This is a genomic window from Azotobacter chroococcum (assembly GCF_002220155.1).
GTDB classification, from domain to species: domain Bacteria; phylum Pseudomonadota; class Gammaproteobacteria; order Pseudomonadales; family Pseudomonadaceae; genus Azotobacter; species Azotobacter chroococcum.
The window spans coordinates 2,215,611-2,239,503 of sequence record NZ_CP011835.1 but is presented as its reverse complement, the minus strand read 5'-3'; the positions used below and the strand labels follow the sequence as shown (position 1 = coordinate 2,239,503).

Below are 23,893 nucleotides of genomic sequence, written 5' to 3'. Positions count from 1 at the left end.
GTTGGAGGTATTGGGGAGTGACGTTTCGTTTCCAGCGAGACGTGCCGTCCGCTGCGTCCAGGCCCCGACGGTTGTCCTGCGGGGAAGTCCGGACAGTGGGTGCGCGAGGTGGAAAGGCACACTCGCATGAGGGGTATACGACTCACAGAGCGAGTTTAAACAATGGCTTACGTGCCGTCGACGGCGCGCCGTCGGCAGCGCAAAGCGCCTCACCGATCGCCTCGGCCCTGCTCCCGGCCCCAGGCCAGCATAGCTTCCAGCAGCGCGCGCAGCACCACGCGGGTCGGCGCGGCGAGATCCTCGCGGTAGCGGAAGGGCTCGTCCTCGTCCATGTAGCGGCACTGGACCAGCTCCAGCTGCACGGCGTGGATGCCCTCCCCCGGCCGCCCGTAATGACGGGTGATGTAGCCGCCGGTGAAGCGCCCGTCGAGCACCCGGCTGTAGCCCTCGGCCGCCGCGCACACCGCCATCAGCCGCTCGGCCAGCCCCGCCGCGCAGCTGGCGCCGCAATGGGTGCCCAGGTTGAGATCCCGCAGGCGGCCCTCGAACAGCCAGGGCACCTCGGAGCGGATCGAGTGGGCATCGAACAGCAGCGCGTAGCCGAATTCCGCCTTCAGCCGCGCCAGCTCCTGCGCCAGGGTGGCGTGGTAGGGCCTCCAGACCTGCTCAAGACAGCCGGCCCGCTGCGCGGTGTCCGGCTCCTGCCCCGGCAGGAACAGCGGCGTGCCGTCGAGAAAGGTCGCGGGAAACAGCCCGGTGCCCGGCACGGTGTACAGCAGGCTGTCGTCGGGCGGCCGGTTGAGGTCCACCACGTAGCGCGAATAGCGCCCCACCAGCAGGCTGACGCCCAGCCCGGCGGCGAAGTCGTAGAGCCGCGGCAGGTAGCGGTCGGTGTCCGGCAGGCAACGGGCGCGCGGCACCAGGGCGGCCTCGACCTCGGGCGTCAGCCGGGTGCCGGCGTGGGGAATGCTGATCAACAGCGGCACCCGGCCGCGGCTGAATTCGAGAACCTCATCCATGGGTGACCTCCAGTCCGTGGAACACGACCTGCCTGGGCAGCTCGCCGCCCAGCCAATAGGCCAGTTCGGCCGGGCGATGGATGTCCCAGGCGACGAAATCGGCGTACTTGCCGACTTCGAGACTGCCGTGGCTGTCCACCAGACCGAGCGCGCGGGCCGCGTGCAGGGTGACGCCGGCCAGCGCCTCCTCCGGCGTCAGGCCGAACGACGTGCAGGCCATGGCCAGCATCAGGCGCAGCGACAGCACCGGCGCGGTGCCGGGGTTGAGGTCGCTGGCCACGGCCATCGGCACGCCGTGCCGGCGCAGCGCCTCGACCGGCGGCAACTGGCGCTCGCGCAGCAGGTAGAAAGCCGCCGGCAGCAGCACCGCCACCGTGCCCGCCGCCGCCAGGGCGGCGACGTCAGCCTCGCCGGCATACTCCAGGTGATCGGCGGACAGCGCCCGGTAACGTGCCGCGAGCTGCGCGCCGCCCTGCGCGGAAAGCTGCTCGGCGTGCAGCTTGACCGGCAGGCGCAGGGCGCTGGCGGCGCGGAACAGCCGCTCGACCTGCGCCGGCGAGAAGGCCAGATGCTCGCAGTAGGCATCCACCGCGTCCACCAGCCCCTCCTCGGCCAGCGCCGGCAGCAGCTCGTCGCAGACATGGGCGATGTAGTCGTCGGCACGCCCGGCGTATTCCGGCGGCACCGCATGGGCGGCCAGGCAGGTGGCGCGCACCGTCAGCGGCAGGCGCCCGGCGAGCTGGCGGGCGACGCGCAGCAGCTTGCGCTCGCCGGGCAGGTCGAGGCCGTAGCCGGACTTCACCTCCAGGCAGGTCACCCCGTCGCACAGCAGCTGGCGGGCGCGGCGCAGGGCGCTGTCCAGCAACTGCTCCTCGCTGGCCGCGCGGGTGGCGCGCACCGTGCTGGCGATGCCGCCGCCATGCGCGGCGATCTCGGCGTAGCTGGCGCCTTCCAGACGCAGCTCGAACTCGGCGCTGCGCTCGCCGGCGAACGCCAGATGGGTGTGGCAGTCGATCAGTCCCGGCGTGACCCAGGCGCCGCCGAGGTCGACGGCCTCGGCGGCGCCGGGCGGCAGGGCCTCGCGCGGGCCGATCCAGGCGATCCGCTCGCCGCGCACGACGATCGCGGCATCCTCGATCACCGAATAGTGCCCGCCCTTCATGGTGGCGGCGTGGCAGTGGTACCAGCAGCGGGTGTAGGTCATGGTCGGACGACTCTCCTTGATCGCCACCGCCACTCCCGCAGGAGCCAGCTTGCTGGCGATGCTTTTTCGCTGTCATGGATCGCCAGCAAGCTGGCCCCTGGCGCGCCTGCAGCAGGCCGGCATCAGGAATCCCCCAGCATCGGCAAGTTCAACCCCTGCTCGCGCGCGCAGGCGATGGCCTCCGGGTAGCCGGCGTCGGCATGGCGCATCACCCCGCTGGCCGGGTCGTTGTGCAGCACCCGGGCGATCCGCGCCGCCGCTTCGTCGCTGCCGTCGCAGACGATCGCCATGCCGGCATGTTGCGAGTAGCCCATGCCGACCCCGCCGCCGTGGTGCAGGGACACCCAGGTGGCGCCGCTCGCGGTATTCAGCAGGGCGTTGAGCAGCGGCCAGTCGGACACCGCGTCCGAGCCGTCGCGCATGGCCTCGGTTTCGCGGTTGGGGCTGGCCACCGAGCCGGAGTCGAGATGGTCGCGGCCGATGACCACCGGCGCCTTGAGCTCGCCGCTTCTGACCATCTCGTTGAAGGCCAGGCCGAGCCTGGCGCGCTGGCCGAGGCCGACCCAGCAGATGCGTGCCGGCAGGCCCTGGAAACGGATGCGCTCGCGGGCCATGTCCAGCCAGCGGTGCAGGTGCGGATCGTCGGGGATCAGCTCCTTGACCCGGGCGTCGGTGCGGTGGATGTCCTCGGCCTCCCCGGACAGCGCCACCCAGCGGAACGGGCCGATGCCGCGACAGAACAACGGGCGGATATAGGCCGGGACGAAGCCGGGAAAGGCGAAGGCGTTCTCCACCCCCTCGTCCCGGGCCATCTGGCGAATGTTGTTGCCGTAGTCGAACACCGGCACGCCCTGCGCGTGGAAGGCCAGCATGGCGCGCACGTGCCCGGCCATCGACTGTTTGGCCGCCTTGACGGTCGCGGCCGGCTCGCGGGCGGCGCGCTCGCGGTACTCGGCCCAGCTCCAGCCCCTGGGCAGGTAGCCGTTGAGCGGGTCGTGGGCGCTGGTCTGGTCGGTGACCAGATCCGGGCGCACGCCGCGGCGCACCAGTTCCGGCAGCACCTCGGCGGCGTTGCCGAGCAGGCCGACTGACACCGCCCGGCCCTCGCCGCAGTAGCGGGCGATGCGCGCCAGGGCGTCGTCCAGGTCGCGCGCCTGCTCGTCCAGATAGCCGGTGTGCAGGCGAAAATCGATGCGGCTCTGCTGGCACTCGACGAGCAGCGCGCAGGCCCCGGCCAGGGTCGCCGCCAGCGGCTGCGCGCCGCCCATGCCGCCGAGCCCGGCGCTGAGCAGCCAGCGCCCGCGCAGGTCGCCGGCATAATGCTGGCGGCCGGCCTCGACGAAGGCTTCATAGGTGCCCTGGACGATGCCCTGGCTGCCGATGTAGATCCAGCTGCCGGCGGTCATCTGCCCGTACATCGCCAGGCCCTTGGCGTCCAGCTCGTGGAAGTGTTCCCAGGTCGCCCAGTGCGGCACCAGGTTGGAATTGGCGAGCAGCACCCGCGGCGCGTCGCGGTGGGTGCGGAACACCCCCACCGGCTTGCCCGACTGGATCAGCAGGGTCTCGTCGTCCGCCAGGTTCTTCAGCGTCTCGACGATCCTGTCGAAGCACTCCCAGTTGCGCGCCGCCCGGCCGATGCCGCCGTAGACCACCAGCTCCTTCGGGTTCTCGGCCACCTCGGGGTCGAGGTTGTTCATCAACAGGCGCAGCGGCGCCTCGCAGAGCCAGCTCCTGGCGTTCAGCGCCGTGCCGCGCGGGGCGCGGATCTCGACGTCGCGGTACGGGTGGAAGGAGTCGCCCATGGGAACACCTCGCGCTACGGCCTGCCTCAAGCATAGCCGCCGCATCCGGGCTCAACCGAAACGCTGCGCCAGCGCCCCGGCCATGGCCTTGCGCTCCAGCTCGGCGGCGGCGCGGGCGGCGAACAGGCGGAACACCGCGTCGACCAGCATCCCGCCATCCATCGGCCGCCGGTCGAGGAAGGCCAGGTGGCCGAGCACGCCGCCGTCGCGGCCGAAGATCGGTATGCCGATATAGCTCTGGAAACCCTCCTCCACCGGGAACTTGCGGGCCAGGGCCGCCGGATGAAAGCAGGTCAGCCCGTCGCGGATCACCGCCTCGCAGGGCGTGCCAGGCAGGTCGTACTCCAGGTTGTCGAGGAAGCGGTCGTCGGACCAGAAGGCCAGGGTGCGCACCCGGGTCGGCGGCTGGTCGGCGCATTCGGTGATGAAGGCGCAGGACACCTCGAGGGCGCCGGCGAAGTGCTGCACCAGGCGCTGGAAGAAGTCCTCGCCGTAGGAGCCGGCGGTGCCCTCGACCACCTCCTCGAGGATGTGCTCGACCCGCTTGATCGGACTGACGTCGGTGTCCAGGCCGACCATCCGGTAGGCGCGGCCGTTGGCATGGCGCAGCGCGCAGCCGCGCGACAGCAGCCAGCGGTAGCGGCCGTCCCTGTGGCGGACGCGGTACTGGCACTCGTAGCGCGGCAGGGCGCCCTGCAGATGGGAATCCAGGGCGATCTCGACGGCGATCAGGTCCTGGGGGTGGACATGCTCGCGCCAGACCTCCAGGCGGTCGGGAAACTCCTCCTCGGCGTAGCCCAGCATGCTCTTCCAGCGCGCCGAGAGGACCAGCCGGCCGTTGTCCAGATCGCGCTCCCAGAGGCCGTCGCCAGCGCCGCGCAGGGCCAGGGCGAAGCGCTCCTCGCTGAGCTTGCAGGCCCGCTCGGCCTGCGCACAGCGTTCGCCGAGCCGCGCCAGTTCGGCCTGCTGCGCCTCCAGCCGCTCGTGCAGCGCACGCAGGCCGGCGGCGAGACGGGCGAAGTCGTCGCCGTCCGCCGCCGGCGCCTCGCAGCCGCGGACGAGCTCCGCCAGCGGCCGGCGGACCTGCCGGCGCAGCGCCAGCGCGAGCAGCGCCAGCCACAGCGCCAGCCCCACCGCGAGCAGGCCCGGCGGGGCCAGGCGCGGCCAGTCCGCCCAGGCCAGGACGGCCAGCAGGAGCAGCGCCCAGAGCGCCGCCGGTAGCAGGATTCGGCGTTCCAGGCTCATGTCCGCTCCTCCCGTGTCCGCTTGCTTCGCGCCGACGGAGAAAACCTTGATCCTTCCGTGACGCTTTCGTGATCCCCGCCGCGCAGACTGGATCGCAACCGCCACCGCCCCCAGGAGCGAGCATGATCCCCTCCAGCCCTCCCCCCCGCCTGCCGGCCCGCGCCGGGATCGGCCTGCGCGCCCCGCACTATCGCCAGCTGCTCGCCGAACTGCCGGATATCGGCTGGCTGGAAGTGCACAGCGAGAACTACTTCGGCGACGGCCAGCCGCTGCACTATCTGGAGCGTGCTCGCGGCCACTACCCGCTGAGCCTGCACGGCGTCGGCCTGTCGCTGGGCTCGGCGCAGCCTCTCGACCGCACCCACCTCGCCCGCCTCGCGGCGCTGGTGCGGCGCATCGAGCCGGCGCGGGTGTCCGAGCATCTGAGCTGGGGCGCGATCCCCGGCCGCCACCTCAACGACCTGCTGCCGCTGCCCTACACCGAGGAGGCGCTGGCGGTGGTCGCCGCCCATGTGCGCCAGGTGCAGGACAGGCTCGGCCGGCAGATCCTGGTCGAGAACATCTCCAGCTACCTGCGCTTTCGCCACTCCAGCCTCGGCGAGGCGCAGTTCCTCGCCGGCCTCGCCAGAGAAACCGGCTGCGGCGTGCTGCTCGACGTGAACAACCTCTACGTCAGCGCGATGAACCATGGCTTCGATCCCGCCGGCTTTCTCGCCGACATCCCGCCGGCGGCGGTGGGCGAGATCCATCTGGCCGGCTTCGACCGCGCCGGCGAGCTGCTCGTCGACACCCACGGCAGCCGCGTGGCACCGCCGGTGTGGGCACTGTACCGGCTCGCCCTGCGCCGCTTCGGGCGCCAGCCGACGCTGATCGAATGGGACACCGACATCCCGGAACTGGCCGTGCTGCTGGCCGAGGCGGCCACGGCGGAACGCTTGCTGGAGGTGCATGATGCTCTCCCTGCGTGAGCTGCAGGAGCTGTTCGCGGCGGCGCTGGACGCCCCGCAGGACGCGGCGTTGCTGCCGCTGCTGGTGGCCGACCGCATCGCCCCCGGGGAACGCCTGGCGGTGTACCGCAACAACGCCCGGCACAACGGCCGCGAGGCGCTGCGCGCGGTCTACCCGGTGCTGGAGCAACTGGTCGGCGCGGAGTTCTTCGCCGCGGCGGCGGAGCGCTACCGCCGCGCGCATCCCTCGACCAGCGGCGACATCCACGACTTCGGCCGGCACTTCGCGGACTTTCTCGCCGGCTTCGCCCCGACCGCCGGCCTGCCCTACCTGCCGGACATGGCCCGGCTGGAATGGGCGATCCACGAGGTGTTCCACGCCGCCGCGCCGCCAGCCTTCCCCCTCGAACGGCTCGCCGCGGTCGAGGCCGCCGCCCAGGCGCGGCTGCGCTTCCGGCTCAGCCCGGCCTGCCGCCTGCTCGCCTCGCCCTGGCCGCTGCGGCGCCTGTGGCAGCTGCACCAGCCGGGGGTGGCCTGGGACGAGGGCTTCGACCTCGCTAGCGGCGGTGTCGAGTTGCTGGTGCGGCGCAGCGGCTTCGAGGTGCTGCTCGACGCCCTGGAACCCGGCGAATACGCCCTGCTGCGCCGGCTCGCCAACGGCCAGCCGCTCGGCGCGGCGTTCGCCGCGCTGCAGCGCACGGCGCCGGCGTTCGATCTGGCGGCCTTTTTGCAGCGTCATCTGCTCGCCTCCACCCTGGCCGATTTCAGCCTGCGCTGAGCTGTGGTGCGGCGACCGGCAGGCGCACGACGAAACAGGTCCCGGCGCCGGGCCGGCTCTCGGCGCGGATGCTGCCGCCATGCAGCTCGACGATGCGCCGGCAGATCGCCAGGCCGAGTCCGGCATGCCCGGCGTCGGCGGCCTCGCCGCGGTCGACGCGGTAGTAGCGGTCGAACACATGGGCCAGTTCCTCCGCCGCCATGCCCCGCCCGGTATCGCTGACCCGCAGCTCCACCGCCTCCCCGTCGGCCGCCACCTCGACGCCGATCACGCCGCCCGCCGGGGTGTGGCGCATGGCGTTCTCGATGAGGTTCTCCAGCAGCCGTTCGAGCATGCCGATATCGGCCGGCACCGCCGGCACGTCCGGCGGGATCGTCGTCTGCAGCCGCAGCCCGGCGTTGCCCGCCTGCAGCTCGAACTTCTGCGCCACGTCCTGGGCCAGCTCGGCGATGGGGAACGGCTCCAGGTTCGGGCGGACCTCCCGCGCCTCCAGGCGGGTCAGCTCGAACAGGTCGCCGACCAGCTTGCCCAGCCGCTCGCAGTGACGGGTGGCGATCTGCAGGTAGCCATGGCGCTCCTCCGGGGCGAGGCTGTCGGCCTTGAGCAGCAGGGTTTCCAGATAGCCCTGCATCGACGCCAGCGGCGTGCGCAGGTCGTGGGAGACGTTGGCCAAGAGCTCGCGGCGGCACGCCTCGGCCCGCGCCTGGGCGTCGAGCTGGCCGGCGATGCGCTCCGACATCTCGACGCAGACCCGCGCCAGCCGGTCGATCTCGTCGCTGGCAGCGACAGGCACGGCAAGGCGCAGCGGCTCGGCAAAGCCACCGTCGCGAAAGGCCTCGATGGCCGCGCAGAGCGCGCGCAGGCGCCGGGTCAGCAGGCGGAAGACGATCAGCGCCGCGAGCAGGCTGAAGGCCAGCGCGCCGAGGATCAGGTGGCTCGCCAGCTCCAGCAGGCGCTCGGTCTCCAGCATCCGCTCCGAGGCGAGGAGCGTCAGCCCGCCGACCGCGACGAACACCCCCATCAGCACCGCCGCGAGCCTGCCGTAGAGGGACTGGAACATGTTAGGGGGTGTTGACGTTTTGGCGTGAGCCGCGTTGCCGCAGCAAATGCCGCCAGGCAAGGCGCGGGACGCCGGCAATGGTCATTCCCTTGCCAAGACCCGCAACGCCGCATGGCGGCATTTGCCGCGCAACCCGCAGGGACGGGGCCCGTCTGGCGCAGCACGGCGTCGCTCGTCGTTCATTTGGAATGACCAAACTTCTCTCCTCGTTCCTTGTTCTGCGCCAGACGGGCCGCCGTCGCGGCCTACGTCAAAACGTCAACAGACCCTAGCTCCGGGGCGCGTCGCGAAAGCGGTAGCCCACCCCCCACACCGTCTGCACGTATTCGGGACGGTTGGGATTGGCCTCGATCTTCGCCCGCAGGCGGTTGATGTGGGTGTTGACGGTGTGCTCGTAGCCGCTGTGGCTGTAGCCCCACACCTGGTCGAGCAGCTGGCTGCGGGAGAACACCCGCCCCGGATGCCGGGCGAAATGCAGCAGCAGGTCGAACTCGGTGGCGGTGAGCTCGACCGGCCGGCCGTCGAGGGCCACCTGGCGCCGCTCCACGTCGATACGCAGCCCGCCGTTCTCGATCACCTGCCCGGCCTGCGCGGAACGGCTGGCCAGGCTGTCGACCCGACGGAACAGCGCCTTCACCCGGGCCACCAGCTCGAGCACGCTGAACGGCTTGGTGAGGTAGTCGTCGGCGCCCATCTCCAGGCCGAGCACCCGGTCGAGCTCCCCCGAGCGCGCGGTGAGCATGAGGATCGGCACATAGCCCGGCCGCGCCCGCAGCCGCCGACAGATCTCCAGCCCGTCGATCCCCGGCAGCATCAGGTCGAGGATCACCAGGTCGTAATCCCGCGCCTGCGCCTCGGCCAGCCCGCTCGCCCCGTCGCCGGCCAGCCTGACCGCGCAGCCCAGATCGGCCAGCTGCAACTGCACCAGCCGGGCGATATCCGCATCGTCCTCGATGACCAGCACCTGTCGCGCCATGGCGGGCTCTCGCGCAAGCCAGCAGGGGAATGAAGGATGAAGGATAGGCAATCGGGGAGCGGCGGGGGTGGTGTTCGTCTGGTGGAGCGGGGTTGCGCTGGGAGGCTGTGAGGTTTTCGATTTTTTTGGGGACGGCGATGAGCGCCGAACGCCCTGGAAGCGGAGCGGGTCGCCGCGGCTCTTTCACCCAAGCCCGGCGTGGCAAGTTGCCGAGCCTGGCGAAACCGCCGTCCACCAGCAGCTCCAGCGTGCGGTGCGCATAGCGCTGTTCGATCGGGCGGGCCATCGGCCCCTGGGCGCTGCCGCTGATCGGGCCTGCGCCAACGGAGCCCAATATATATGCATATATGCGACTGCTGTCAGGCCGGAATAAAACCCCGGGAGCCCGGGGTTCTGGACTCCGTTAGTAGTTGACAATAGAAGAATGTTTCTCATGCAGATATAGAAGTTCGCAGTGCATCCGCTCGGCGTCCCCCTTATCGACAAGTTTCCTGTCCGCCAGCGCGGCTATATAGCCATATAGCCAGACGACGGAATCGCGATGCATTTGCCGAAGAAGTGCCGGCCGGTCTTCTTCGGGAATCTTCATTCTTTCCCAATCCAGTATCGAAATGCCCTGCAGGCTATGCAGGCGCGTATTGAAACTCGCAGAGCGGGCAGCCAGTTCTTTAAGCGTCATTGCTTTCTTACTCCCGTTTATTCCCCTAGGCGTGCAGCGGAACGCGCTTGAAAAGACTAGACGACGATCTACACAGGTGGCTGCCAGGCTTCTTGCGAAACGTCCGGATCAATACCCAAAAGTGTCTATTCGCCAGCCCTCGAAAAGCCTTTTCAGGCGCGACTCGTTCTTGCCAGTCCAGCACAACGACTTTTCGTACAGCCTTCAAGGGGCGCTCCTGCCGGACTCGACAGGCAGGAATACCCGCTATTTTTCAAGCACTTGAAATAACGAATGAGCCGCTACCGGCGCGACCGGGCTCCATTGAGCGCGCTCTGTTTCAGATACCTTGGCTTTTGCCACCGATAAACCAACTACCGCCGCAAAACATTCGGTCATTCTTTCAGGATTCTCTATCCCGCCGCAGGATCGCAACTGTCTATCCAGCGCCAGGGCCTTGTTCAGCGCTTCCGGGTCGAGCATGCGTTCTTCGCATGCCAGATAACGGCGAATACCTTCCTCGCCGGGGCGCCCGTCGAACTCCAGATCGCATGTCATTGCCATTTGTGTATTCCAGATCAAGCCATCATGCCGGGCCACCATGCTGGTGGCGAACCGCTCGTGCAGTTCCTGGCTTTCCTGGCGGTCCTGCTCCTGCATATAGAACCCGCCGGCGATAACGCTGGCCATGACAATCGTGCCAATAAAGTTTTTCACGGCATACCTCCCTGTTCATATCCGATACGGCTTGCAACGGATGTTTCCTCCTGACCCCAACTTTCAGCTTAGGTTCTGTCGAGGCAAGCCCGGTGTTGAAACCGCTTTTCCATGACCGACAGAAGCCGAGTCGGCTCGCATGCAAAGTCTGCCGAGCACCACAGAAGGCATTCGGCTCACGCCCCCGCCGTGACGAAAACGTGAATTTCGCGCGACCGTCCCGTGAATTCCGCCTCGGATACTGCCCACCACGGAAAGGCACCCCGCCGGCCCGTTCCCAAGCAACCCGATGCGGAGAACCCCCTCAATGAAAACCGAACAGATCATCCGTGGCGCCATGGCCGGTCTTTTGTCCTTGGGCGTGCTGGCCAGCGCCAGCGGGCCGGCGCTGGCCGCCAAGGCGGACGTGGAGAAGTGCGCCGGGATCGCCAAAGCCGGCAAGAACGACTGCGGCACGGCGAAGAGTTCCTGCGCCGGCACCGCCAAGGTCGACAACGACGCCGAGGCCTGGGTGCTGGTGCCCAAGGGCACCTGCGAAAAGATCGCCGGCGGCACGCTCACCGACAAGCCCTACAACGCCCACGGCGGCCTGGCGGCGATGAAGCAGCAGTAAGCCGCCCACGCATCCCCTGCCGGCCGCCGGGCGGCCGGCCCTTCCAACCCCACCGACTCTCAGGAGGTCACCATGGATCTCTCTGCCAGCCATCCCGCGCCCCTGGCGAAGACCCGCGCGCCCCTCAGGGGCCGCTTCGACGACGCGGCCAATGCCGCGCTGAAGGGGCTCGCCTTGTTCACCCCGCTGCTGGATTTCGGCATCCGGCTGCTGGTCGCCAGCGTGTTCTTCCAGGCCGGACTGACCAAGATCGCCAGCTGGAGCAGCACCCTGACGCTCTTCGAATACGAATACGCGGTGCCGCTGCTGCCGCCGGAGCTGGCCGCCTGGCTCGGCACCGCGGCCGAGCTGTCGCTGCCGGTGCTGCTGGTGCTGGGCCTCGGCACGCGGCTGGCGGCGCTGGCGCTGTTCCTGTTCAACATCGTCGCGGTGATCTCCTACCCAGGCCTCGGCGAGGTCGGGCTGCAGCACCACCAGTACTGGGGGCTCCTGCTGCTGGTCACGCTGTGCCACGGCCCCGGCAAGCTGTCCCTCGATCACCTGATCCGCCGCTGGCGGGGGAGGCGCGCAGCATGAAGCCCGATTCCCTGGACATCCCCGCTCCGGCAGCCGGCGAGCCGGCGGAACGCAACATCCTGGTGATCGGCGGCGGCTTCGCCGGGGTCGAGGTGGCCGGGGAACTGGCCGACTTCCTGCGCGGCGCGCTGCGCTACTACCCGCGGGTGAAGCCGGACGAGCTGCGGGTGACGATCCTCCAGGACGGCACGCGCCTGCTGCCGGAGCTGCCCGAGAGCCTCGGCCGGCGCGCCGCCCGCTCGCTGGAGCGGCGCGGCGTCGACGCCGAGGGCGTGGACCTGGCCGACGGCGGGCGCCTCGCCGCCGCGACGGTGATCTGCACCATCGGCACCCGCCCACACCGGCTGGTCGAGCAGCTCGGCGTGCCGCTGGTGCGCGGGCGCATCGACACCCAGGCCGACATGGCGGTGCCGGGACTGCCCGGGGTCTGGGCCCTCGGAGACTGCGCGCGGGTGGCGAACGCCGCCAGCGGCGCGGACTCGCCGCCCACCGCGCAGTTCGCGGTGGCCCAGGCCGGGCAGCTCGCCGGCAATCTCGCCGCCGCCATCGCCGGCCAGGAGACGCGCCCCTTCGCCCATGTCTCGAAAGGGATGATGGCCACCTGAACGGCGTCGCCCAGGTCTTCGGCCTGCCTCTGGCGGGCCTGCCCGCCTGGCTGCTGTGGCGCGCCTACTACCTGCTGCGCATGCCGACCCTCGGCCGCAAGCTGCACATCTGGGCGGAATGGACCTGGGGCATGTTCTTCCGCGCCGACATCACCCACCTGCGCTTCACCCGCAGCGGCGAGACGGAGGACGAGGCCGCCGCCCCGCCACCCCCTCTGCGCGAAATCCCGGTCCGCGCCGAACCTGCAAGAACACCACAAGCCCTCGGTGCTGCCGGGAATCGCGGATAAATCCGCTCCTGCAACCGCCCCCTCTTCCCAGCGAGGACAACCCCATGCTCCAGGGAAAATCCGTCATCGTCACCGGCTCCACCAGCGGCATCGGCCTCGGCATCGCCCGCGCCTTCGCCGAACGGGGCGCCGACGTGCTGCTCAACGGCCTCGGCGAGCCCGACGCCATCGACAGCCTACGCCACGAGCTGGAGGCGCGCCACGGCGTGCGGGTGCGCTATTCGCCCGCCGACCTGGCCAGCCCCGCGGCCATCCGCGCCATGGCCGACTACGCCCGAGGCGAGTTCGGCAAGGTCGACATCGTCGTCAACAACGCCGGCATCCAGCATGTCGCGCCGCTCGAGGAGTTCCCCGAGGACAGGTGGGACGCGATCCTCGCTGTCAACCTGTCCTCGGCCTTCCACCTGATCAAGGCGGTGCTGCCGGAGATGAAGGCGCGCCGCTGGGGACGCATCGTCAACATCGCCTCGGCCCACGGACTGACCGCCTCGCCGTTCAAGTCGGCCTATGTGGCGGCCAAGCACGGCCTGGTCGGCCTCTCGCGCGCGGTCGCCCTGGAGGTGGCGGAGTACGGCATCACCTGCAACACCCTCTGCCCCGGCTACGTGAAGACCCCGCTGGTCGAGCGGCAGATCGCCGACCAGGCCAGGGCCCACGGCATCTCCGCGGAGAACGTGGTGCGCGACGTGCTGCTGACGCACCAGGCGCGCAAGGCGTTCGTCGCGGTCGAGGAGCTGGCCGCGCTGACCCTGTTCCTCTGCTCCGATGCCGCCGCCTCGATGACCGCCGCCGCCCTGGCGATGGACGGCGGCTGGACCCAACACTGAGGTGCACGCCATGACTGCCAGAGAACGACTCGACGAACGCCCGGCGGCGCAGCGCGCGAGCGCCGGCCAGCTGCAGGTGAAGCCGGTGACCCTCGCCCTGCAGGGCGGCGGCGCCCACGGCGCCTTCGCCTGGGGGGTACTCGACCGCCTGCTGGAGGACGGGCGCATTGACTTCGAGGGGATCAGCGCCACCAGCGCCGGGGCGATGAACGCCGTGGTGCTCGCCTACGGCCTGATGCAGGGCGGCCCGGCCGGCGCGCGCCAGGCGCTGCACGGTTTCTGGCGCGACATCGCCGCCAGCGCGGCGCTGTACAGCCCGTTCCGCCAGCTGCCCGGAGTCGGCAACCTGTACGGCCACAGGCTCGACCACTCGCCGTTCTACCTGATGACCGACATGCTGATGCGGGTCTTCTCGCCCTATCAGTTCAATCCGTTCAACTTCAATCCGCTGCGCCAGGTGCTCGGGCGCCACGTGGATTTCGCCGCCCTGCGCGAAAACGGCAGCACCCGGCTGTACCTGTGCGCCACCAACGTGGAAACCGGCAAGGTGCGGATCTTCCCGCGCGAGGAGATCTGCATCGAGGCGGTGCTCGCCTCGGCCTGCCTGCCCTTCCTGTTCCAGGCGGTGGAGATCGACGAGGTGCCCTACTGGGACGGCGGCTACGTCGGCAACCCGGCGATCTATCCGCTGATCTACGAATGCGCCAGCCGCGACGTGGTGATCGTGCACATCAACCCCATCGTGCGCCGCGGCGTGCCGAAGACCGCCGCGGAGATCCTCAACCGGATCAACGAGGTGAGCTTCAACTCCTCGCTGATGCGCGAGCTGCGCGCGATCGCCTTCGTCACCTCGCTGATCGAGCGCGGCCAGGTGGCGGACGGCGAGATGAAGCGGATGCTGATCCACTCGATCCGCGCCGACGAGACCATGGCCGGGCTCGGCGTGTCGAGCAAGCTCAACGCCGACTGGCGATTCCTCTGCACGCTGCGCGATCGCGGCCGCGCCCAGGCCGGGCACTGGCTGGCCGAGACCTACGACGCCCTCGGCGAGCGCTCCAGCGTGGACATCCGCGCCGAATTCCTCTGACCCGCCCCACCGGAGAACGCCCATGAAGATCGCCGACATCCTCGAAACCGCCTCGATGCCGCTGGCCAGCCCGAGCTACCCCAGAGGTCCGTACCGCTTCATCGACCGCCAGTACATGATCCTCACCTACCAGTCCGACCCGGCGGCGATCCGCGCCGCGGTGCCCGAGCCGCTGGAGCCGGACGGCAGCGACCGGGTGCTCTACGAGTTCATCCGCATGCCGGACTCCACCGGCTTCGGCGACTACACCGAGTCCGGCATCGTCATCCCCTGCCGCTTTCGCGGCGAGCCGCTGAACTTCGTCGCCCAGATGTACCTCGACTGCGAGCCGCCGATCTCCGGCGGGCGCGAGATCTGGGGCTTCCCCAAGAAGCTGGCCGACGTCTCGCTGAAGGTGAACCGCGACACCCTGGCCGGACGCCTGGAATACGCCGGCCAGCCGGTGGCGCTGGCGAGCATGGCCTACAAGCACGACAACATCCTCTGCGGCGGCAACGGCGGACTGGTCTGCGATACCGCGCCGCTGGTGCAGAAACTCTCCAGGACCCAGGTCAACCTCAAGCTGATCCCGGACGTCGACGGTTCCCCCGCCATCGCCCAGCTGGTCGCCTACAACCTCGCCGACATCCACATCAAGGGTGCCTGGGAAAGCCCGGCACGGCTGCACCTGATCCCCCACGTCAATGCGCCGGTCGCCGACCTGCCGGTGCGCCGGGTGCTCGGCGGCATCCACTTCGTCGCCGACCTGACGCTGCCCTACGGGCGGGTGCTCTTCGACTATCTGCAGGAGGCCGGCGCATGCCGTACCGACTCGCCAACGGCGCGGTCCTCGCTGCCGCAATCGGCCTGAGCCTGCTCGCGGTGCAGCAGTACAGCCATCTGCTGCCAGGTTCGGCGAAGACCTTCAGCGCCGACCGCGAGCGCTGCTACGCCGTGGTGCGCGCCGGCAGGAACGACTGTGGCACCGCGAAGCACGCCTGCGCCGGCCAGGCGACCCGCGAGCGCAGCCCCGAGGAGTGGCTGATGCTGCCCGCCGGCACCTGCCTGCGCATCGCCGGCGGGCAGCTCAAGGCCGGCGGTTGAGGCTGTGGAGCCATAACGAGGAGGCGCGCGAATGAACGGAGCGAACCCCGCCACGACGCCCGCCCCGCTGCTGCGCCGGCGCGAGACGGCCCCGCTGCTGCCGGCGCGGGTGCGGCGGGAGATCGCCCGCGAGCAGTACCGCAGCGAGCTGCTGGTCGGCGCCGTGCAACTGGGCATCGCCACGCTGCTCGCCCTGCTCTACGCCGGCAGCACCCACGGCTTCGCCCCGGACGCGCCGGTGGAGGCGGCGCCGCTGGGGCTCAGCCTGTTCGCCATCCTCGCCCTGCTGCGCCTGTGGCTCGCCCTCAGCGGGCAGCTCGGGCGCTGGCTGCTGGGGCTGGGCGTGGTCGCCGAGATGGCCCTGCTGGTCGGGGTTATCTTCGCCTACCACCTGCAGTACGAGCAGCCCGCGCAGTTCTCCCTGAAGAGCACCGAGTTCGCCTACCTGTTCATCCTCATCGCCCTGCGCGCGCTGCGCTTCGAGCCGCTCTGGGTGATCCTCTCCGGCCTCACCGCCGCGGCCGGCTGGCTCGCCCTGCTCGGCTATGCCGTGGCCAGCGCGCCGGGCAATCCCATCACCTGGGACTACGTGACTTCGCTGCGCTCGATCCAGATCCACTACGGCGGCGAATTCGACCGGGTGCTGGCACTCCTCATGGTCACTGCCGTGCTCGCCTTCTCCCTGTCCCGCGCCCGCCGCCTGCTCGCCAGCGCCGTCGCCCGCGAGCAGGCGGTGGCCGATCTGTCGCTGTTCTTCGACGAGTCGGTGGCCAGCCGCATCACCCACTCCGAGGCGCAGGTCATGGCCGGCCAGGGCGAGCTGCGCCAGGCGGCGATCCTCTTCCTCGACATGCGCGGCTTCACCGAAGCCGCCGCCCGCCTGGCCCCCGACGAGCTGATCGCCCTGCTCGGCGAATACCAGGGCCTGCTGCTGCCGATCCTCAAGGCCCACGGCGGCAGCATCGACAAGTTCATGGGCGACGGCATCCTCGCCAGCTTCGGCGCGGTGAGCCCCGATCCCGCCTTCGCCGCCCAGGCGCTGCGTGCCGTCGACGCCATCTGGACGGCGGTCGGGCACTGGCGCGCCCAGCGCCAGGCGGCCGGCCTGCCCGCCCCGGACGTCGGCGCCGGGCTCGCCAGCGGCGAGGTGGTGTTCGGCATCATCGGTCACGGGCGGCGGCTCGAGTACACGCTGATCGGCGACGCGGTCAATCTCGCCGCCAAGCTGGAGAAGCACAACAAGGTCGAGCACAGCCGCGGCCTGACCACCCGCACGACCTACCAACTGGCCCGCGCCCAGGGCTACGCGGGCAGCAAGGAGCTCCGTGCGGCCCGCCGGGTCGGCGGCGTGGCCGCGCCGCTGGAACTGGCGGTGCTCGGTTAGATTGCCCGCGGGAATCTTTGTCGATACTGGTCAATATCGACGGAAGAGCCATACTTGGCTGAAGCGCCCTGCTTGAATGGCGATGGAACAATACCCTTCGAATGATATCGCCGTCGAAAATTTTTTATTACCGGGCCATGTTGCCGGATGGCTCGACAAGCTCTATAGCTGAACTTGGAGGCCCATAACAGGGAACGCAAAACATGCTGGACTGTCCATTCAAATAGACACATCCTGAACACAACCCATCGGCACTGTTGTTGTTTTCGAGAACTACTGAGAGTGTAAGTTGAGGAAGGGGAAGGAAAATTTGAAACGCCTGCAGTAACCACCGCCAGGGACGGCCTCTTTCCCAAAGAGGTACTCCTATGTCCGACCTGGAACATAGCGGCACAGCTCGTGCCCATGCCTCCGATCTCGTGCGGAACGCCCGCGACAACAAGCGTGCGGCCCGGGAACTCGATCATCTCAATCAGCCCGAGTTGGCGAATGACTTGCGCAAGTTTGCCGACAACCAACTACGCATGGCCAGAATGTGGCTGCCGCGGCGGGGCAACGGATACTTTGGCGGCGTCTGGCAACTTCGGATGCTGCAAGGACGTCTGTCAAAACCGCTCACGGCGTCGGGCGCGTTGAAGCGTGACTGGGGCGGCAGATGATCCCGCCGTATACACCGCCGGTCGGACGGTGAATATCGCCGCCATCGCAGAGCACCACGCCCCTCCGGCCAGTGCATAATGCCGGCTAACTGCCACGGACACCGAGACCGGCATCCTCCCTCCGAAACGCCGCGATGAAGCCATCCCTGCCTGTTCCGGTCGATCTTGCAACGGTTTCATCGCGCAATTGATGCTCGGACTATTCACGTCGACGTCGCTGGCGAGGCTGGAGCGGGGCGATCGTGTTGCGCCAGCAGATCCAGCATCACCATAAAATGTTCGGTGGCCAATTGACGACCCACTTCACGGGTCGGTTGCCATCGATCAATCTGTTCTGTGCCATTCGCAGCGCCGCCATTAGATGGAACCTGATGAAGACTCGCCTGCTCCTCGCCCTGCTCCTTCTGCTCGCCTCGCTCCGCAGCATGCCGGCCTTTGCCGGGGACCACCCCCTGCCGGCGAACGTCTCCCAGACCGGTCCCATCGGCCTCCACGCCAGCTATCTGATGGAGACGGGCGGCCGGCTGAGCCTGGAGCAGGCCGTTGCCGCCCACGCCCGGGGCGCCTTCAGGGCCGTCGGCACCCCGGTGCCCAACTTCGGCATCGGCTCGGTGCCCGTCTGGCTCCAGCTCACCGTGGAAAACCCGACGGCGCAGCCGCTGGAGCGCCAGTTGCACATCAAAACCCCATGGCTCGACCGGGTGGAGGTGCATTTCCGTCTCGCAGGAGCGACCCGGGCCAGCCATGTAATCGCCGACCGCAAGGCATTCGGGCAATCCCCTGGCGACAACCGTTTCTTCATGCTCGAACATGCCTTCGCGCCCGGACTCAGCGAACTCTTCATCCGCGTAGAGAAGCCCGACCCCATGGTCGTTCCGCTCTATCTGCTGACGGCGGACGAGGCGCGCGCCCAGGAGCGCCTCCAGGACTACAGCTACGGCTTCTTCTACGGTTTCCTGTTCGCCCTGCTGGCCTACAACTTCATGCTCTGGGCCGGTCTGCGGGATGCGAGCTACCTGCTCTACTCCCTGTATCTCGGTGCCTTCCTGCTGATGAACGGCGCCTATACCGGCCATGGCTTCCAGTGGCTCTGGCCCGACTCCAGAATCTGGGCGCAATGGTCCAATCCGCTGCTCGTGCTGCTCTACGGAAGCAGCGGGCTGGCCTTCGCCCTGCGCTTTCTGGACATCCGTCGGCATTTTCCGCGTCTCTACCGGGCCATAACCGGCTACCTGGGCGTTTTCGCCCTGCTGATGCTGCTCGCCATCCTGGCCGGCAGCCAGAAGCACGCCCTGATGCTCGCCTTCGTGTTCGTTCTCCTGTTCGCGGGCATCATGCTGGCGCTGGGCGCGATTTCCATGCGCTCCGGGCAAAAGCCGGCGAAATACTTCCTGTTGGCCGCCATCGCCGCGATGCTCGGCGCGGCCATCAGTACGCTGGCAGTCTGGGGCCGCATCCCGACCAATCAATGGACCTATCGCGCGGCCGACATCGGCATGATGCTGGACGCCACCCTGCTGGCCCTGGCCCTCACCTACCGCTTCCGCGTCACCCAGGCCGAGAAGCTGCGCGCCGAACGGCTGGCGACGCTCGACCCGCTGACCGGGATCGACAACCGCCGGGCCTTTCACGACAAGGCGCTGCCGCTCTGGCAGCGGGCGCGGCGGGAGGATCGGGAGCTGTCGCTCATCCTCCTGGACATCGACCGTTTCAAGGCGATCAACGACACCCATGGCCACGCCGGCGGCGACAAGGTGCTGGTTGCCACGGCCAGGACCCTCGAAGCCGCCATCCGCAGGCAGGACGTACTGGCCCGCTGGGGCGGCGAGGAATTCATCCTGCTCCTGCCGGAAACCGACCTGAACGAGGCCGCCCACCTGGCCGAGCGCCTGCGCGCCGCGCTGGAAGGCCTGCGCCTGCAGCATGAGGGCCAGGACATCGCGATCACCGCGAGCTTCGGCATCGCCCGGCGCAAGGCCGGCCAGCCCGATCTGGACCGCCTGGTCGCGGAAGCGGACGAGCTGCTCTACCGCTCGAAGGAAATGGGCCGCAACCGGATCAGCGTCGCCTGAAGCGTCTCAGCTGGAGATCTCGCGCAGGTAGTCGAGCACTTCCTGCGAGCTGATCTTGAGAAAGACGAACGAGACGGCATGGAACACGACGATCGAGAAGATGACGCTCAGATAGACGCTCAGGGTGGTGCCGAACAGGAAGCCGATCCCCGCCAGCAGGCCGATATGCGAGGCGACGAAGGCCGCGCCGACCAGGGTGCCGAGAAAGGTGGCCGCCCCGTATGAGAGCAGCACGGAGAGCAGCAGGCCGACGAGTGCGACGGCCCGCCGCCGGGGACTCCTCACCCGCAGGGCGACCCGGACGATGAGAAACGGCGCGGCGATGAAGGACGCCAGCACCTTGACCGGATGACTGGCGATCCTCCGGAACACCTCGCCGAGTCGCCCCTTCTCGTTGGCGGCATCCCTGGCCAGTGCGGAAATCCCGCTTCCCAATACCTCACCGGCAGCTTTTCCGAACATCGGCATTCCCCGTTGCGGCGCAAGGCCGAGTGGCCTCGGGTTTCACTCGGCGCAATGGTAGCGCACTGCACGGAATCGAGCCTGGCGCTGTTCTTTTTAGTACACATATGGACTATATTGTCGTTAATAAACCATATCTGGACAGCCACGGAGCTTCCCCATGGAACCTCATACCCGCACCGCCCCAACCGGCCGCGCCGGCGTCGACACGCCCCAGGCCGGTCGCGTGGCGCTGACCTTCTTCTTCCGCCTCGCCGAACTCTGGGGGCTGAGCACGGAGGAGCAGATGGTGCTGCTCGGCGGCATCGGCCGCTCCACCTACTTCAACTACCGCAAGCTGCCCGAGGTCCGCCTGGGCCGCGACCTGCTGGAGCGCATCTCCCACCTGATGGGCATCCACAAGTCGCTGCGCATCCTGTTCGGCGACTCGCCCTCCGCCTACGACTGGGTCAAGCGCCCGAACAGGGCCGCGCCCTTCAACGGCGACACGGCGCTGCAGCGGATGCTGGCCGGCTCGCTGGTCGACCTGTCGGACGTCAATCGCTATCTGGCGGCGCAGCGGGGTTAGGCAATGAACGAAGTCATCCCTGCCTGGCAGGCGCACCGGCTGGTCGCCAGCCACTTCCCGCCCATCGGCGTGTTCGAGGACACCCTGGACCCCGCCGACCTGGAGATTGCCTTCGAGATCGAGGCGCTGACCAACGACCGGCTGCGCGAGGAAGCCGGCGAGATCCACCTGGTCGCGCCCGAGGACCGGGTTTCCGGGCCCGGCTCCAGTCCGGTCATGGCGGCCTTCACCCACATCGGCAGCCCGAGCCGCTTCACCGACGGCAGCTACGGCGTCTACTACGCGGCCGACAGCCTCGAGGCGGCCATCGCGGAAACCCAGTTCCACCGCGCCCGCTTCCTCGCCGCCACGCAGCAACCCAGCCTGGAGCTGACCATGCGCTGCTACCTGAGCGAGATCGTCCGGCCGCTGCTGGACATCCGCACCGGTGACCCGGCGCTCTACCATCCCGACCCGCAGCAGTACGGCCCGGCCCAGGCCTTCGCCGCCCGGCTGCGCCTGGACGGCAACTGGGGCCTGCTCTACGCCAGCGTGCGCCGGCCGGGTGCCGAATGCGTGGCGCTGTTCCGCCCGCCGGCGACCAGCATCCCGGTGCAGGGCAAGCACCTGCGCTACGTCTGGGACGGCCAGCAGCAGGCCTTCACCCACGTGCTGGAAGTGTCGGAAATCCGTTAGGCCTGCCCGGCCGCCCCCGTTTCTGCCGCCGGGTGCAGCCCCACCCAAGGCGGCCCGGCGCAGCAGAAGCCGTCTTCCCCCTCGCCGCGTCGCGCAGCAGGCAGCTGGAGACGTTTTTTTGTGACTGGGGTGGGAAGGTTCGGTGGTGGAATTCTTGCCCCATGTCTAGACTTCCGATTTTAGGAAATATATCGGACAAGCGTTCGCTTGGACTCTCTCATCCGCAAAAGCCGGCACAGGGCGTACCCCGACTGGCTTGGCTTGCTCGATGATTTCCGATTTAAGGAAAAAGCCGGACGGGCACCGAGATGCCGGGCCTGCCGGGGAGCCACCCTGCATCCTCCGGCATGGCTTGGAGGGCACCGCCATGGCCTCGAGACGCATCGTCCCGGCTGTCATTACCTCACGGCCTCGCCTGCCCGCGTTATCGAGTCTTCCTGACCGCCGACCGGTCTGGATTGGCGATGGCGGCCTCCCTTGGTCAGCCGATGAACAGACGCAGTCAACCTCGCCGAAAGTCGAGTGTCTGTGGTGTCGGAAAACACTCGGGAACGGGGCCATCGGAACGATGCCAGCGCAGGCATGGCACGGGCTGCAGCCCTGCGATCACCGTTCGTCGGAACGACTGCAAAGGAATACTTTTCAAACCTTTTTTGATGGAACTTTCACATCAGTTGGAGCACTATCGTTCCAGCTGAAGGATCAGCTCCATCGTGTGACAGAGCCCATCGTTGTTTTGGTGGGCTTTTTCTTGTCCCCTCTTTTTTCCCTGCTCTCCCGCCTCATCCAGGCCACTACCGGCCCCTCCCCTGCAGCCTTTCCCGTCGATCTTTCGCCACCCTCGTCCACGGTTTCCGGGCCCCCTCAAGACATGGCGGCAACTGTCGGCGTCCGGCCCAGCCGCAAATTTCCGATTTATGGAAAAATGCGCGCATGGATGTGCCAAGGCAGGTCCTGCTCCGCCCCACTTCACCGGGTCCGCTTCGACAAGGCCCGGGCTTTTTGCCTATCTATATAGGAAGTCTCTTTGCAGGATGCTTCCATGCCCTCCGCCCTGCTCCTTCGCCCCGGCCAGCTCGTCCTGGATGACCTGCGCGACATCTACTGGAACCAGGCGACGCTCGATCTCGATCCGGCCTGCCGGACCGAGGTCGAGGCCGGCGCGCGCAGCGTCGCGGCGATCCTCGCCAGCCAGCGCACCGTGTACGGCATCAACACCGGCTTCGGCCTGCTGGCGCGCACCTCGATCCCGGCCGACTCCCTCGCCGCCCTGCAGCGCAACCTGGTGCTCTCCCACTGCACCGGCACCGGGCCGCTGCTGGACGACGCCAGCGTCGGGCTGATCCTGGCGCTGAAGATCGCCTCCCTGGCGCGCGGCTATTCGGGCGTCGGCTGGGCAGTGATCGAGGCGCTGCTGAAGCTCTACGAAGCCCGGGTCTATCCGTGCATCCCCTCCCAGGGTTCGGTGGGCGCCTCCGGCGATCTGGCGCCGCTGGCGCATCTGGCGGCGGTGCTGCTCGGGGTCGGCCAGGTGCGCCATGAAGGCCAGGTACTGGAGGCAGCCGAAGGACTGGCCATCGCCGGCCTGGAGCCTCTGATCCTCGGCCCTAAGGAGGGCCTGGCGCTGCTCAACGGCACCCAGGTGTCCACTGCCCTGGCGCTGCGCGGGCTGTTCGCCGCGGAGCGGCTGTTCGGCGCCGCGCTGGTCGCCGGTAGCCTCAGCGTCGAGGCGCTGAAGGGTTCCTTCGTGCCCTTCGATGCGCGCATCCAGGCGGTGCGCGGCCAGCCGGGGCAGATCGCGGTGGCCGAGCTGTACCGCGAACTGCTCCACGACAGCGCGATCAACCGCTCCCACGTCCACTGCAAGCGGGTCCAGGACCCCTACTCGCTGCGCTGCCAGCCGCAGGTGATGGGCGCCTGCCTGGACCACCTGCGCTTCGCCGCCGGGGTATTCCTGCGCGAGGCCAACGCGGTGTCGGACAACCCGCTGGTGTTCGCCGGCGACGCCGAGGTGCTCTCCGGCGGCAACTTCCACGCCGAGCCGGTGGCGATGGCCGCCGACGTGCTCGCCCTGGTCATCGCCGAGATCGGCGCGCTCTCCGAGCGGCGCACCGCCCTGCTGGTCGACCCGGCGCTGTCCGGCCTGCCGGCCTTTCTGGTCAGGGAAGGCGGGCTGAATTCCGGCTTCATGATCGCCCAGGTCACGGCGGCATCGCTGGTTTCGGAGAACAAGAGCCTGGCTCACCCGGCCTCGGTGGACAGCCTGCCGACCTCGGCCGGCCAGGAGGATCACGTCTCCATGGCCACCTTCGCCGCCCGCCGCCTGCAGGACATGGCCGGCAACGCCGCGGCGGTGGTGGGCATCGAACTGCTGGCCGCCGCCCAGGGCATGGACTTCCACGCGCCACTGTCCACCTCGCCGCAGCTCGGCGAGGTCATGGCGCTGATCCGCAGCCGGGTCGCGCACTACGAAGAGGACCGCTACTTCGCCCCGGACATCGCCACCGCGCGGGCCTGGGTCGAGGACGGCGCCTTCGAACGCTGGGTGCCCTGTGCCCGTCTTCATTCCTGAGCGCCGCGAGGCCA

25 protein-coding genes are annotated in these 23,893 nt (G+C 68.8%); 16 read left to right on the top strand and 9 right to left on the bottom strand.

Annotation, left to right across the window (positions count from 1 at the left end; all coding sequences use genetic code 11):
* Positions 1-209 precede the first annotated feature (209 nt).
* From hutG to ACG10_RS10290, 4 genes are all read right to left on the bottom strand, one after another.
* Positions 210-1,019 carry an N-formylglutamate deformylase gene (gene hutG / locus ACG10_RS10305; protein ID WP_089168157.1) on the bottom strand — a complete coding sequence of 270 codons (810 nt, stop codon included), beginning with the start codon at positions 1,017-1,019 and terminating at the stop codon, positions 210-212.
* On the bottom strand, positions 1,012-2,223 hold the full coding sequence (gene hutI / locus ACG10_RS10300) for an imidazolonepropionase (RefSeq protein ID WP_089168156.1): 1,212 nt from the start codon (positions 2,221-2,223) through the stop codon (positions 1,012-1,014). The genes hutG and hutI overlap by 8 nt, the downstream gene beginning before the upstream one ends.
* 122 nt (positions 2,224-2,345) lie before the next feature.
* Positions 2,346-4,025 (bottom strand): urocanate hydratase, encoded by a 1,680-nt coding sequence (gene hutU, locus ACG10_RS10295; protein ID WP_089168155.1) that lies wholly within the window; start codon positions 4,023-4,025, stop codon positions 2,346-2,348.
* Positions 4,026-4,076: 51 nt separating this feature from the next.
* The gene (locus ACG10_RS10290; protein WP_089168154.1) at positions 4,077-5,270 is read right to left on the bottom strand and encodes a PAS domain-containing protein; all 1,194 of its coding nucleotides are present in this window, start codon (positions 5,268-5,270) and stop codon (positions 4,077-4,079) included.
* Positions 5,271-5,392: 122 nt separating this feature from the next.
* On the opposite strand from ACG10_RS10290, the gene bufB reads away from it, so the two are divergent.
* Together bufB and ACG10_RS10280 are read left to right on the top strand one after the other, a co-directional pair.
* Positions 5,393-6,238, top strand: coding sequence for an MNIO family bufferin maturase (gene bufB / locus ACG10_RS10285; protein WP_089168153.1), 846 nt, complete (start codon positions 5,393-5,395; stop codon positions 6,236-6,238).
* Positions 6,222-6,995: an HvfC/BufC N-terminal domain-containing protein gene (locus tag ACG10_RS10280; protein ID WP_089168152.1), complete on the top strand. Its 774-nt coding sequence runs from the start codon at positions 6,222-6,224 to the stop codon at positions 6,993-6,995. The genes bufB and ACG10_RS10280 overlap by 17 nt, the downstream gene beginning before the upstream one ends.
* Here ACG10_RS10280 and ACG10_RS10275 read toward each other — a convergent pair.
* The 4 genes from ACG10_RS10275 to ACG10_RS10260 form a co-directional block, all read right to left on the bottom strand.
* Positions 6,982-8,055, bottom strand: a complete 1,074-nt coding sequence (locus tag ACG10_RS10275; protein WP_089168151.1) for a sensor histidine kinase — start codon at positions 8,053-8,055, stop codon at positions 6,982-6,984. The two genes, ACG10_RS10280 and ACG10_RS10275, sit on opposite strands and share 14 nt — an antisense overlap.
* A 268-nt stretch (positions 8,056-8,323) precedes the next feature.
* Complete coding sequence (locus ACG10_RS10270; protein WP_089168150.1) at positions 8,324-9,031, bottom strand: response regulator transcription factor; 708 nt, start codon at positions 9,029-9,031, stop codon at positions 8,324-8,326.
* A gap of 403 nt (positions 9,032-9,434) precedes the next feature.
* Entirely contained in the window at positions 9,435-9,710 is a 276-nt protein-coding gene (locus ACG10_RS10265) for a hypothetical protein (protein WP_089168149.1), read from the bottom strand.
* A gap of 246 nt (positions 9,711-9,956) precedes the next feature.
* Entirely contained in the window at positions 9,957-10,406 is a 450-nt protein-coding gene (locus ACG10_RS10260) for a hypothetical protein (RefSeq protein WP_198319052.1), read from the bottom strand.
* Positions 10,407-10,713: 307 nt separating this feature from the next.
* On the opposite strand from ACG10_RS10260, the gene ACG10_RS10255 reads away from it, so the two are divergent.
* From ACG10_RS10255 to ACG10_RS10210, 11 genes are all read left to right on the top strand, one after another.
* Complete coding sequence (locus ACG10_RS10255; protein ID WP_089168148.1) at positions 10,714-11,019, top strand: BufA1 family periplasmic bufferin-type metallophore; 306 nt, start codon at positions 10,714-10,716, stop codon at positions 11,017-11,019.
* Between the two features lie 72 nt (positions 11,020-11,091).
* Complete coding sequence (locus tag ACG10_RS10250) at positions 11,092-11,595, top strand: DoxX family protein (protein WP_089168147.1); 504 nt, start codon at positions 11,092-11,094, stop codon at positions 11,593-11,595.
* Positions 11,592-12,200, top strand: coding sequence for an NAD(P)/FAD-dependent oxidoreductase (locus ACG10_RS10245; protein ID WP_198319051.1), 609 nt, complete (start codon positions 11,592-11,594; stop codon positions 12,198-12,200). Before ACG10_RS10250 ends, ACG10_RS10245 begins: the two co-directional genes overlap by 4 nt.
* Before the next feature lie 80 nt (positions 12,201-12,280).
* Positions 12,281-12,490, top strand: coding sequence for a hypothetical protein (locus tag ACG10_RS24120; RefSeq protein ID WP_198319050.1), 210 nt, complete (start codon positions 12,281-12,283; stop codon positions 12,488-12,490).
* Between the two features lie 44 nt (positions 12,491-12,534).
* On the top strand, positions 12,535-13,317 hold the full coding sequence (locus ACG10_RS10240; protein WP_089168146.1) for a 3-hydroxybutyrate dehydrogenase: 783 nt from the start codon (positions 12,535-12,537) through the stop codon (positions 13,315-13,317).
* A 10-nt stretch (positions 13,318-13,327) separates the two neighbouring features.
* Positions 13,328-14,404, top strand: a complete 1,077-nt coding sequence (locus ACG10_RS10235) for a patatin-like phospholipase family protein (protein ID WP_089168145.1) — start codon at positions 13,328-13,330, stop codon at positions 14,402-14,404.
* 22 nt (positions 14,405-14,426) lie between these two features.
* Positions 14,427-15,254, top strand: coding sequence for an acetoacetate decarboxylase (locus ACG10_RS10230; RefSeq protein ID WP_089168144.1), 828 nt, complete (start codon positions 14,427-14,429; stop codon positions 15,252-15,254).
* On the top strand, positions 15,203-15,487 hold the full coding sequence (locus ACG10_RS10225; protein WP_089168143.1) for a BufA1 family periplasmic bufferin-type metallophore: 285 nt from the start codon (positions 15,203-15,205) through the stop codon (positions 15,485-15,487). Before ACG10_RS10230 ends, ACG10_RS10225 begins: the two co-directional genes overlap by 52 nt.
* A gap of 31 nt (positions 15,488-15,518) precedes the next feature.
* The gene (locus ACG10_RS10220; RefSeq protein ID WP_089168142.1) at positions 15,519-16,871 is read left to right on the top strand and encodes an adenylate/guanylate cyclase domain-containing protein; all 1,353 of its coding nucleotides are present in this window, start codon (positions 15,519-15,521) and stop codon (positions 16,869-16,871) included.
* Between the two features lie 368 nt (positions 16,872-17,239).
* The gene (locus ACG10_RS10215; RefSeq protein WP_089168141.1) at positions 17,240-17,530 is read left to right on the top strand and encodes a hypothetical protein; all 291 of its coding nucleotides are present in this window, start codon (positions 17,240-17,242) and stop codon (positions 17,528-17,530) included.
* 371 nt (positions 17,531-17,901) lie between these two features.
* The gene (locus ACG10_RS10210) at positions 17,902-19,602 is read left to right on the top strand and encodes a diguanylate cyclase (protein ID WP_198319049.1); all 1,701 of its coding nucleotides are present in this window, start codon (positions 17,902-17,904) and stop codon (positions 19,600-19,602) included.
* A gap of 6 nt (positions 19,603-19,608) precedes the next feature.
* Here ACG10_RS10210 and ACG10_RS10205 read toward each other — a convergent pair whose 3' ends face one another.
* Positions 19,609-20,064, bottom strand: coding sequence for a hypothetical protein (locus ACG10_RS10205; protein WP_089169849.1), 456 nt, complete (start codon positions 20,062-20,064; stop codon positions 19,609-19,611).
* Positions 20,065-20,224: 160 nt separating this feature from the next.
* Here ACG10_RS10205 and ACG10_RS10200 point away from each other — a divergent pair, with 160 nt between their 5' ends.
* The 3 genes from ACG10_RS10200 to hutH all read left to right on the top strand — a co-directional run bounded on the left by ACG10_RS10200 (position 20,225) and on the right by hutH (position 23,879).
* Complete coding sequence (locus ACG10_RS10200) at positions 20,225-20,632, top strand: MbcA/ParS/Xre antitoxin family protein (protein WP_332460695.1); 408 nt, start codon at positions 20,225-20,227, stop codon at positions 20,630-20,632.
* A gap of 3 nt (positions 20,633-20,635) precedes the next feature.
* Complete coding sequence (locus ACG10_RS10195) at positions 20,636-21,307, top strand: RES family NAD+ phosphorylase (protein ID WP_089168139.1); 672 nt, start codon at positions 20,636-20,638, stop codon at positions 21,305-21,307.
* Between the two features lie 1,042 nt (positions 21,308-22,349).
* Positions 22,350-23,879, top strand: a complete 1,530-nt coding sequence (gene hutH, locus ACG10_RS10190) for a histidine ammonia-lyase (RefSeq protein ID WP_089168138.1) — start codon at positions 22,350-22,352, stop codon at positions 23,877-23,879.
* The last annotated feature ends 14 nt before the right edge of the window (positions 23,880-23,893 follow it).

What these genes read in the sequence shown, in the direction of transcription:
- hutG (WP_089168157.1), bottom strand. Translation starts at nt 1,019, where the DNA reads ATGGATGAGGTTCTCGAATTCAGCCGCGGCCGGGTGCCGCTGTTGATC.
- hutI (WP_089168156.1), bottom strand. Translation starts at nt 2,223, where the DNA reads ATGACCTACACCCGCTGCTGGTACCACTGCCACGCCGCCACCATGAAG.
- hutU (WP_089168155.1), bottom strand. Translation starts at nt 4,025, where the DNA reads ATGGGCGACTCCTTCCACCCGTACCGCGACGTCGAGATCCGCGCCCCG.
- ACG10_RS10290 (WP_089168154.1), bottom strand. Translation starts at nt 5,270, where the DNA reads ATGAGCCTGGAACGCCGAATCCTGCTACCGGCGGCGCTCTGGGCGCTG.
- bufB (WP_089168153.1), top strand. Translation starts at nt 5,393, where the DNA reads ATGATCCCCTCCAGCCCTCCCCCCCGCCTGCCGGCCCGCGCCGGGATC.
- ACG10_RS10280 (WP_089168152.1), top strand. Translation starts at nt 6,222, where the DNA reads ATGCTCTCCCTGCGTGAGCTGCAGGAGCTGTTCGCGGCGGCGCTGGAC.
- ACG10_RS10275 (WP_089168151.1), bottom strand. Translation starts at nt 8,055, where the DNA reads ATGTTCCAGTCCCTCTACGGCAGGCTCGCGGCGGTGCTGATGGGGGTG.
- ACG10_RS10270 (WP_089168150.1), bottom strand. Translation starts at nt 9,031, where the DNA reads ATGGCGCGACAGGTGCTGGTCATCGAGGACGATGCGGATATCGCCCGG.
- ACG10_RS10265 (WP_089168149.1), bottom strand. Translation starts at nt 9,710, where the DNA reads ATGACGCTTAAAGAACTGGCTGCCCGCTCTGCGAGTTTCAATACGCGC.
- ACG10_RS10255 (WP_089168148.1), top strand. Translation starts at nt 10,714, where the DNA reads ATGAAAACCGAACAGATCATCCGTGGCGCCATGGCCGGTCTTTTGTCC.
- ACG10_RS10250 (WP_089168147.1), top strand. Translation starts at nt 11,092, where the DNA reads ATGGATCTCTCTGCCAGCCATCCCGCGCCCCTGGCGAAGACCCGCGCG.
- ACG10_RS10245 (WP_198319051.1), top strand. Translation starts at nt 11,592, where the DNA reads ATGAAGCCCGATTCCCTGGACATCCCCGCTCCGGCAGCCGGCGAGCCG.
- ACG10_RS24120 (WP_198319050.1), top strand. Translation starts at nt 12,281, where the DNA reads ATGCCGACCCTCGGCCGCAAGCTGCACATCTGGGCGGAATGGACCTGG.
- ACG10_RS10240 (WP_089168146.1), top strand. Translation starts at nt 12,535, where the DNA reads ATGCTCCAGGGAAAATCCGTCATCGTCACCGGCTCCACCAGCGGCATC.
- ACG10_RS10235 (WP_089168145.1), top strand. Translation starts at nt 13,328, where the DNA reads ATGACTGCCAGAGAACGACTCGACGAACGCCCGGCGGCGCAGCGCGCG.
- ACG10_RS10230 (WP_089168144.1), top strand. Translation starts at nt 14,427, where the DNA reads ATGAAGATCGCCGACATCCTCGAAACCGCCTCGATGCCGCTGGCCAGC.
- ACG10_RS10225 (WP_089168143.1), top strand. Translation starts at nt 15,203, where the DNA reads ATGCCGTACCGACTCGCCAACGGCGCGGTCCTCGCTGCCGCAATCGGC.
- ACG10_RS10220 (WP_089168142.1), top strand. Translation starts at nt 15,519, where the DNA reads ATGAACGGAGCGAACCCCGCCACGACGCCCGCCCCGCTGCTGCGCCGG.
- ACG10_RS10215 (WP_089168141.1), top strand. Translation starts at nt 17,240, where the DNA reads ATGTCCGACCTGGAACATAGCGGCACAGCTCGTGCCCATGCCTCCGAT.
- ACG10_RS10210 (WP_198319049.1), top strand. Translation starts at nt 17,902, where the DNA reads ATGAAGACTCGCCTGCTCCTCGCCCTGCTCCTTCTGCTCGCCTCGCTC.
- ACG10_RS10205 (WP_089169849.1), bottom strand. Translation starts at nt 20,064, where the DNA reads ATGTTCGGAAAAGCTGCCGGTGAGGTATTGGGAAGCGGGATTTCCGCA.
- ACG10_RS10200 (WP_332460695.1), top strand. Translation starts at nt 20,225, where the DNA reads ATGGAACCTCATACCCGCACCGCCCCAACCGGCCGCGCCGGCGTCGAC.
- ACG10_RS10195 (WP_089168139.1), top strand. Translation starts at nt 20,636, where the DNA reads ATGAACGAAGTCATCCCTGCCTGGCAGGCGCACCGGCTGGTCGCCAGC.
- hutH (WP_089168138.1), top strand. Translation starts at nt 22,350, where the DNA reads ATGCCCTCCGCCCTGCTCCTTCGCCCCGGCCAGCTCGTCCTGGATGAC.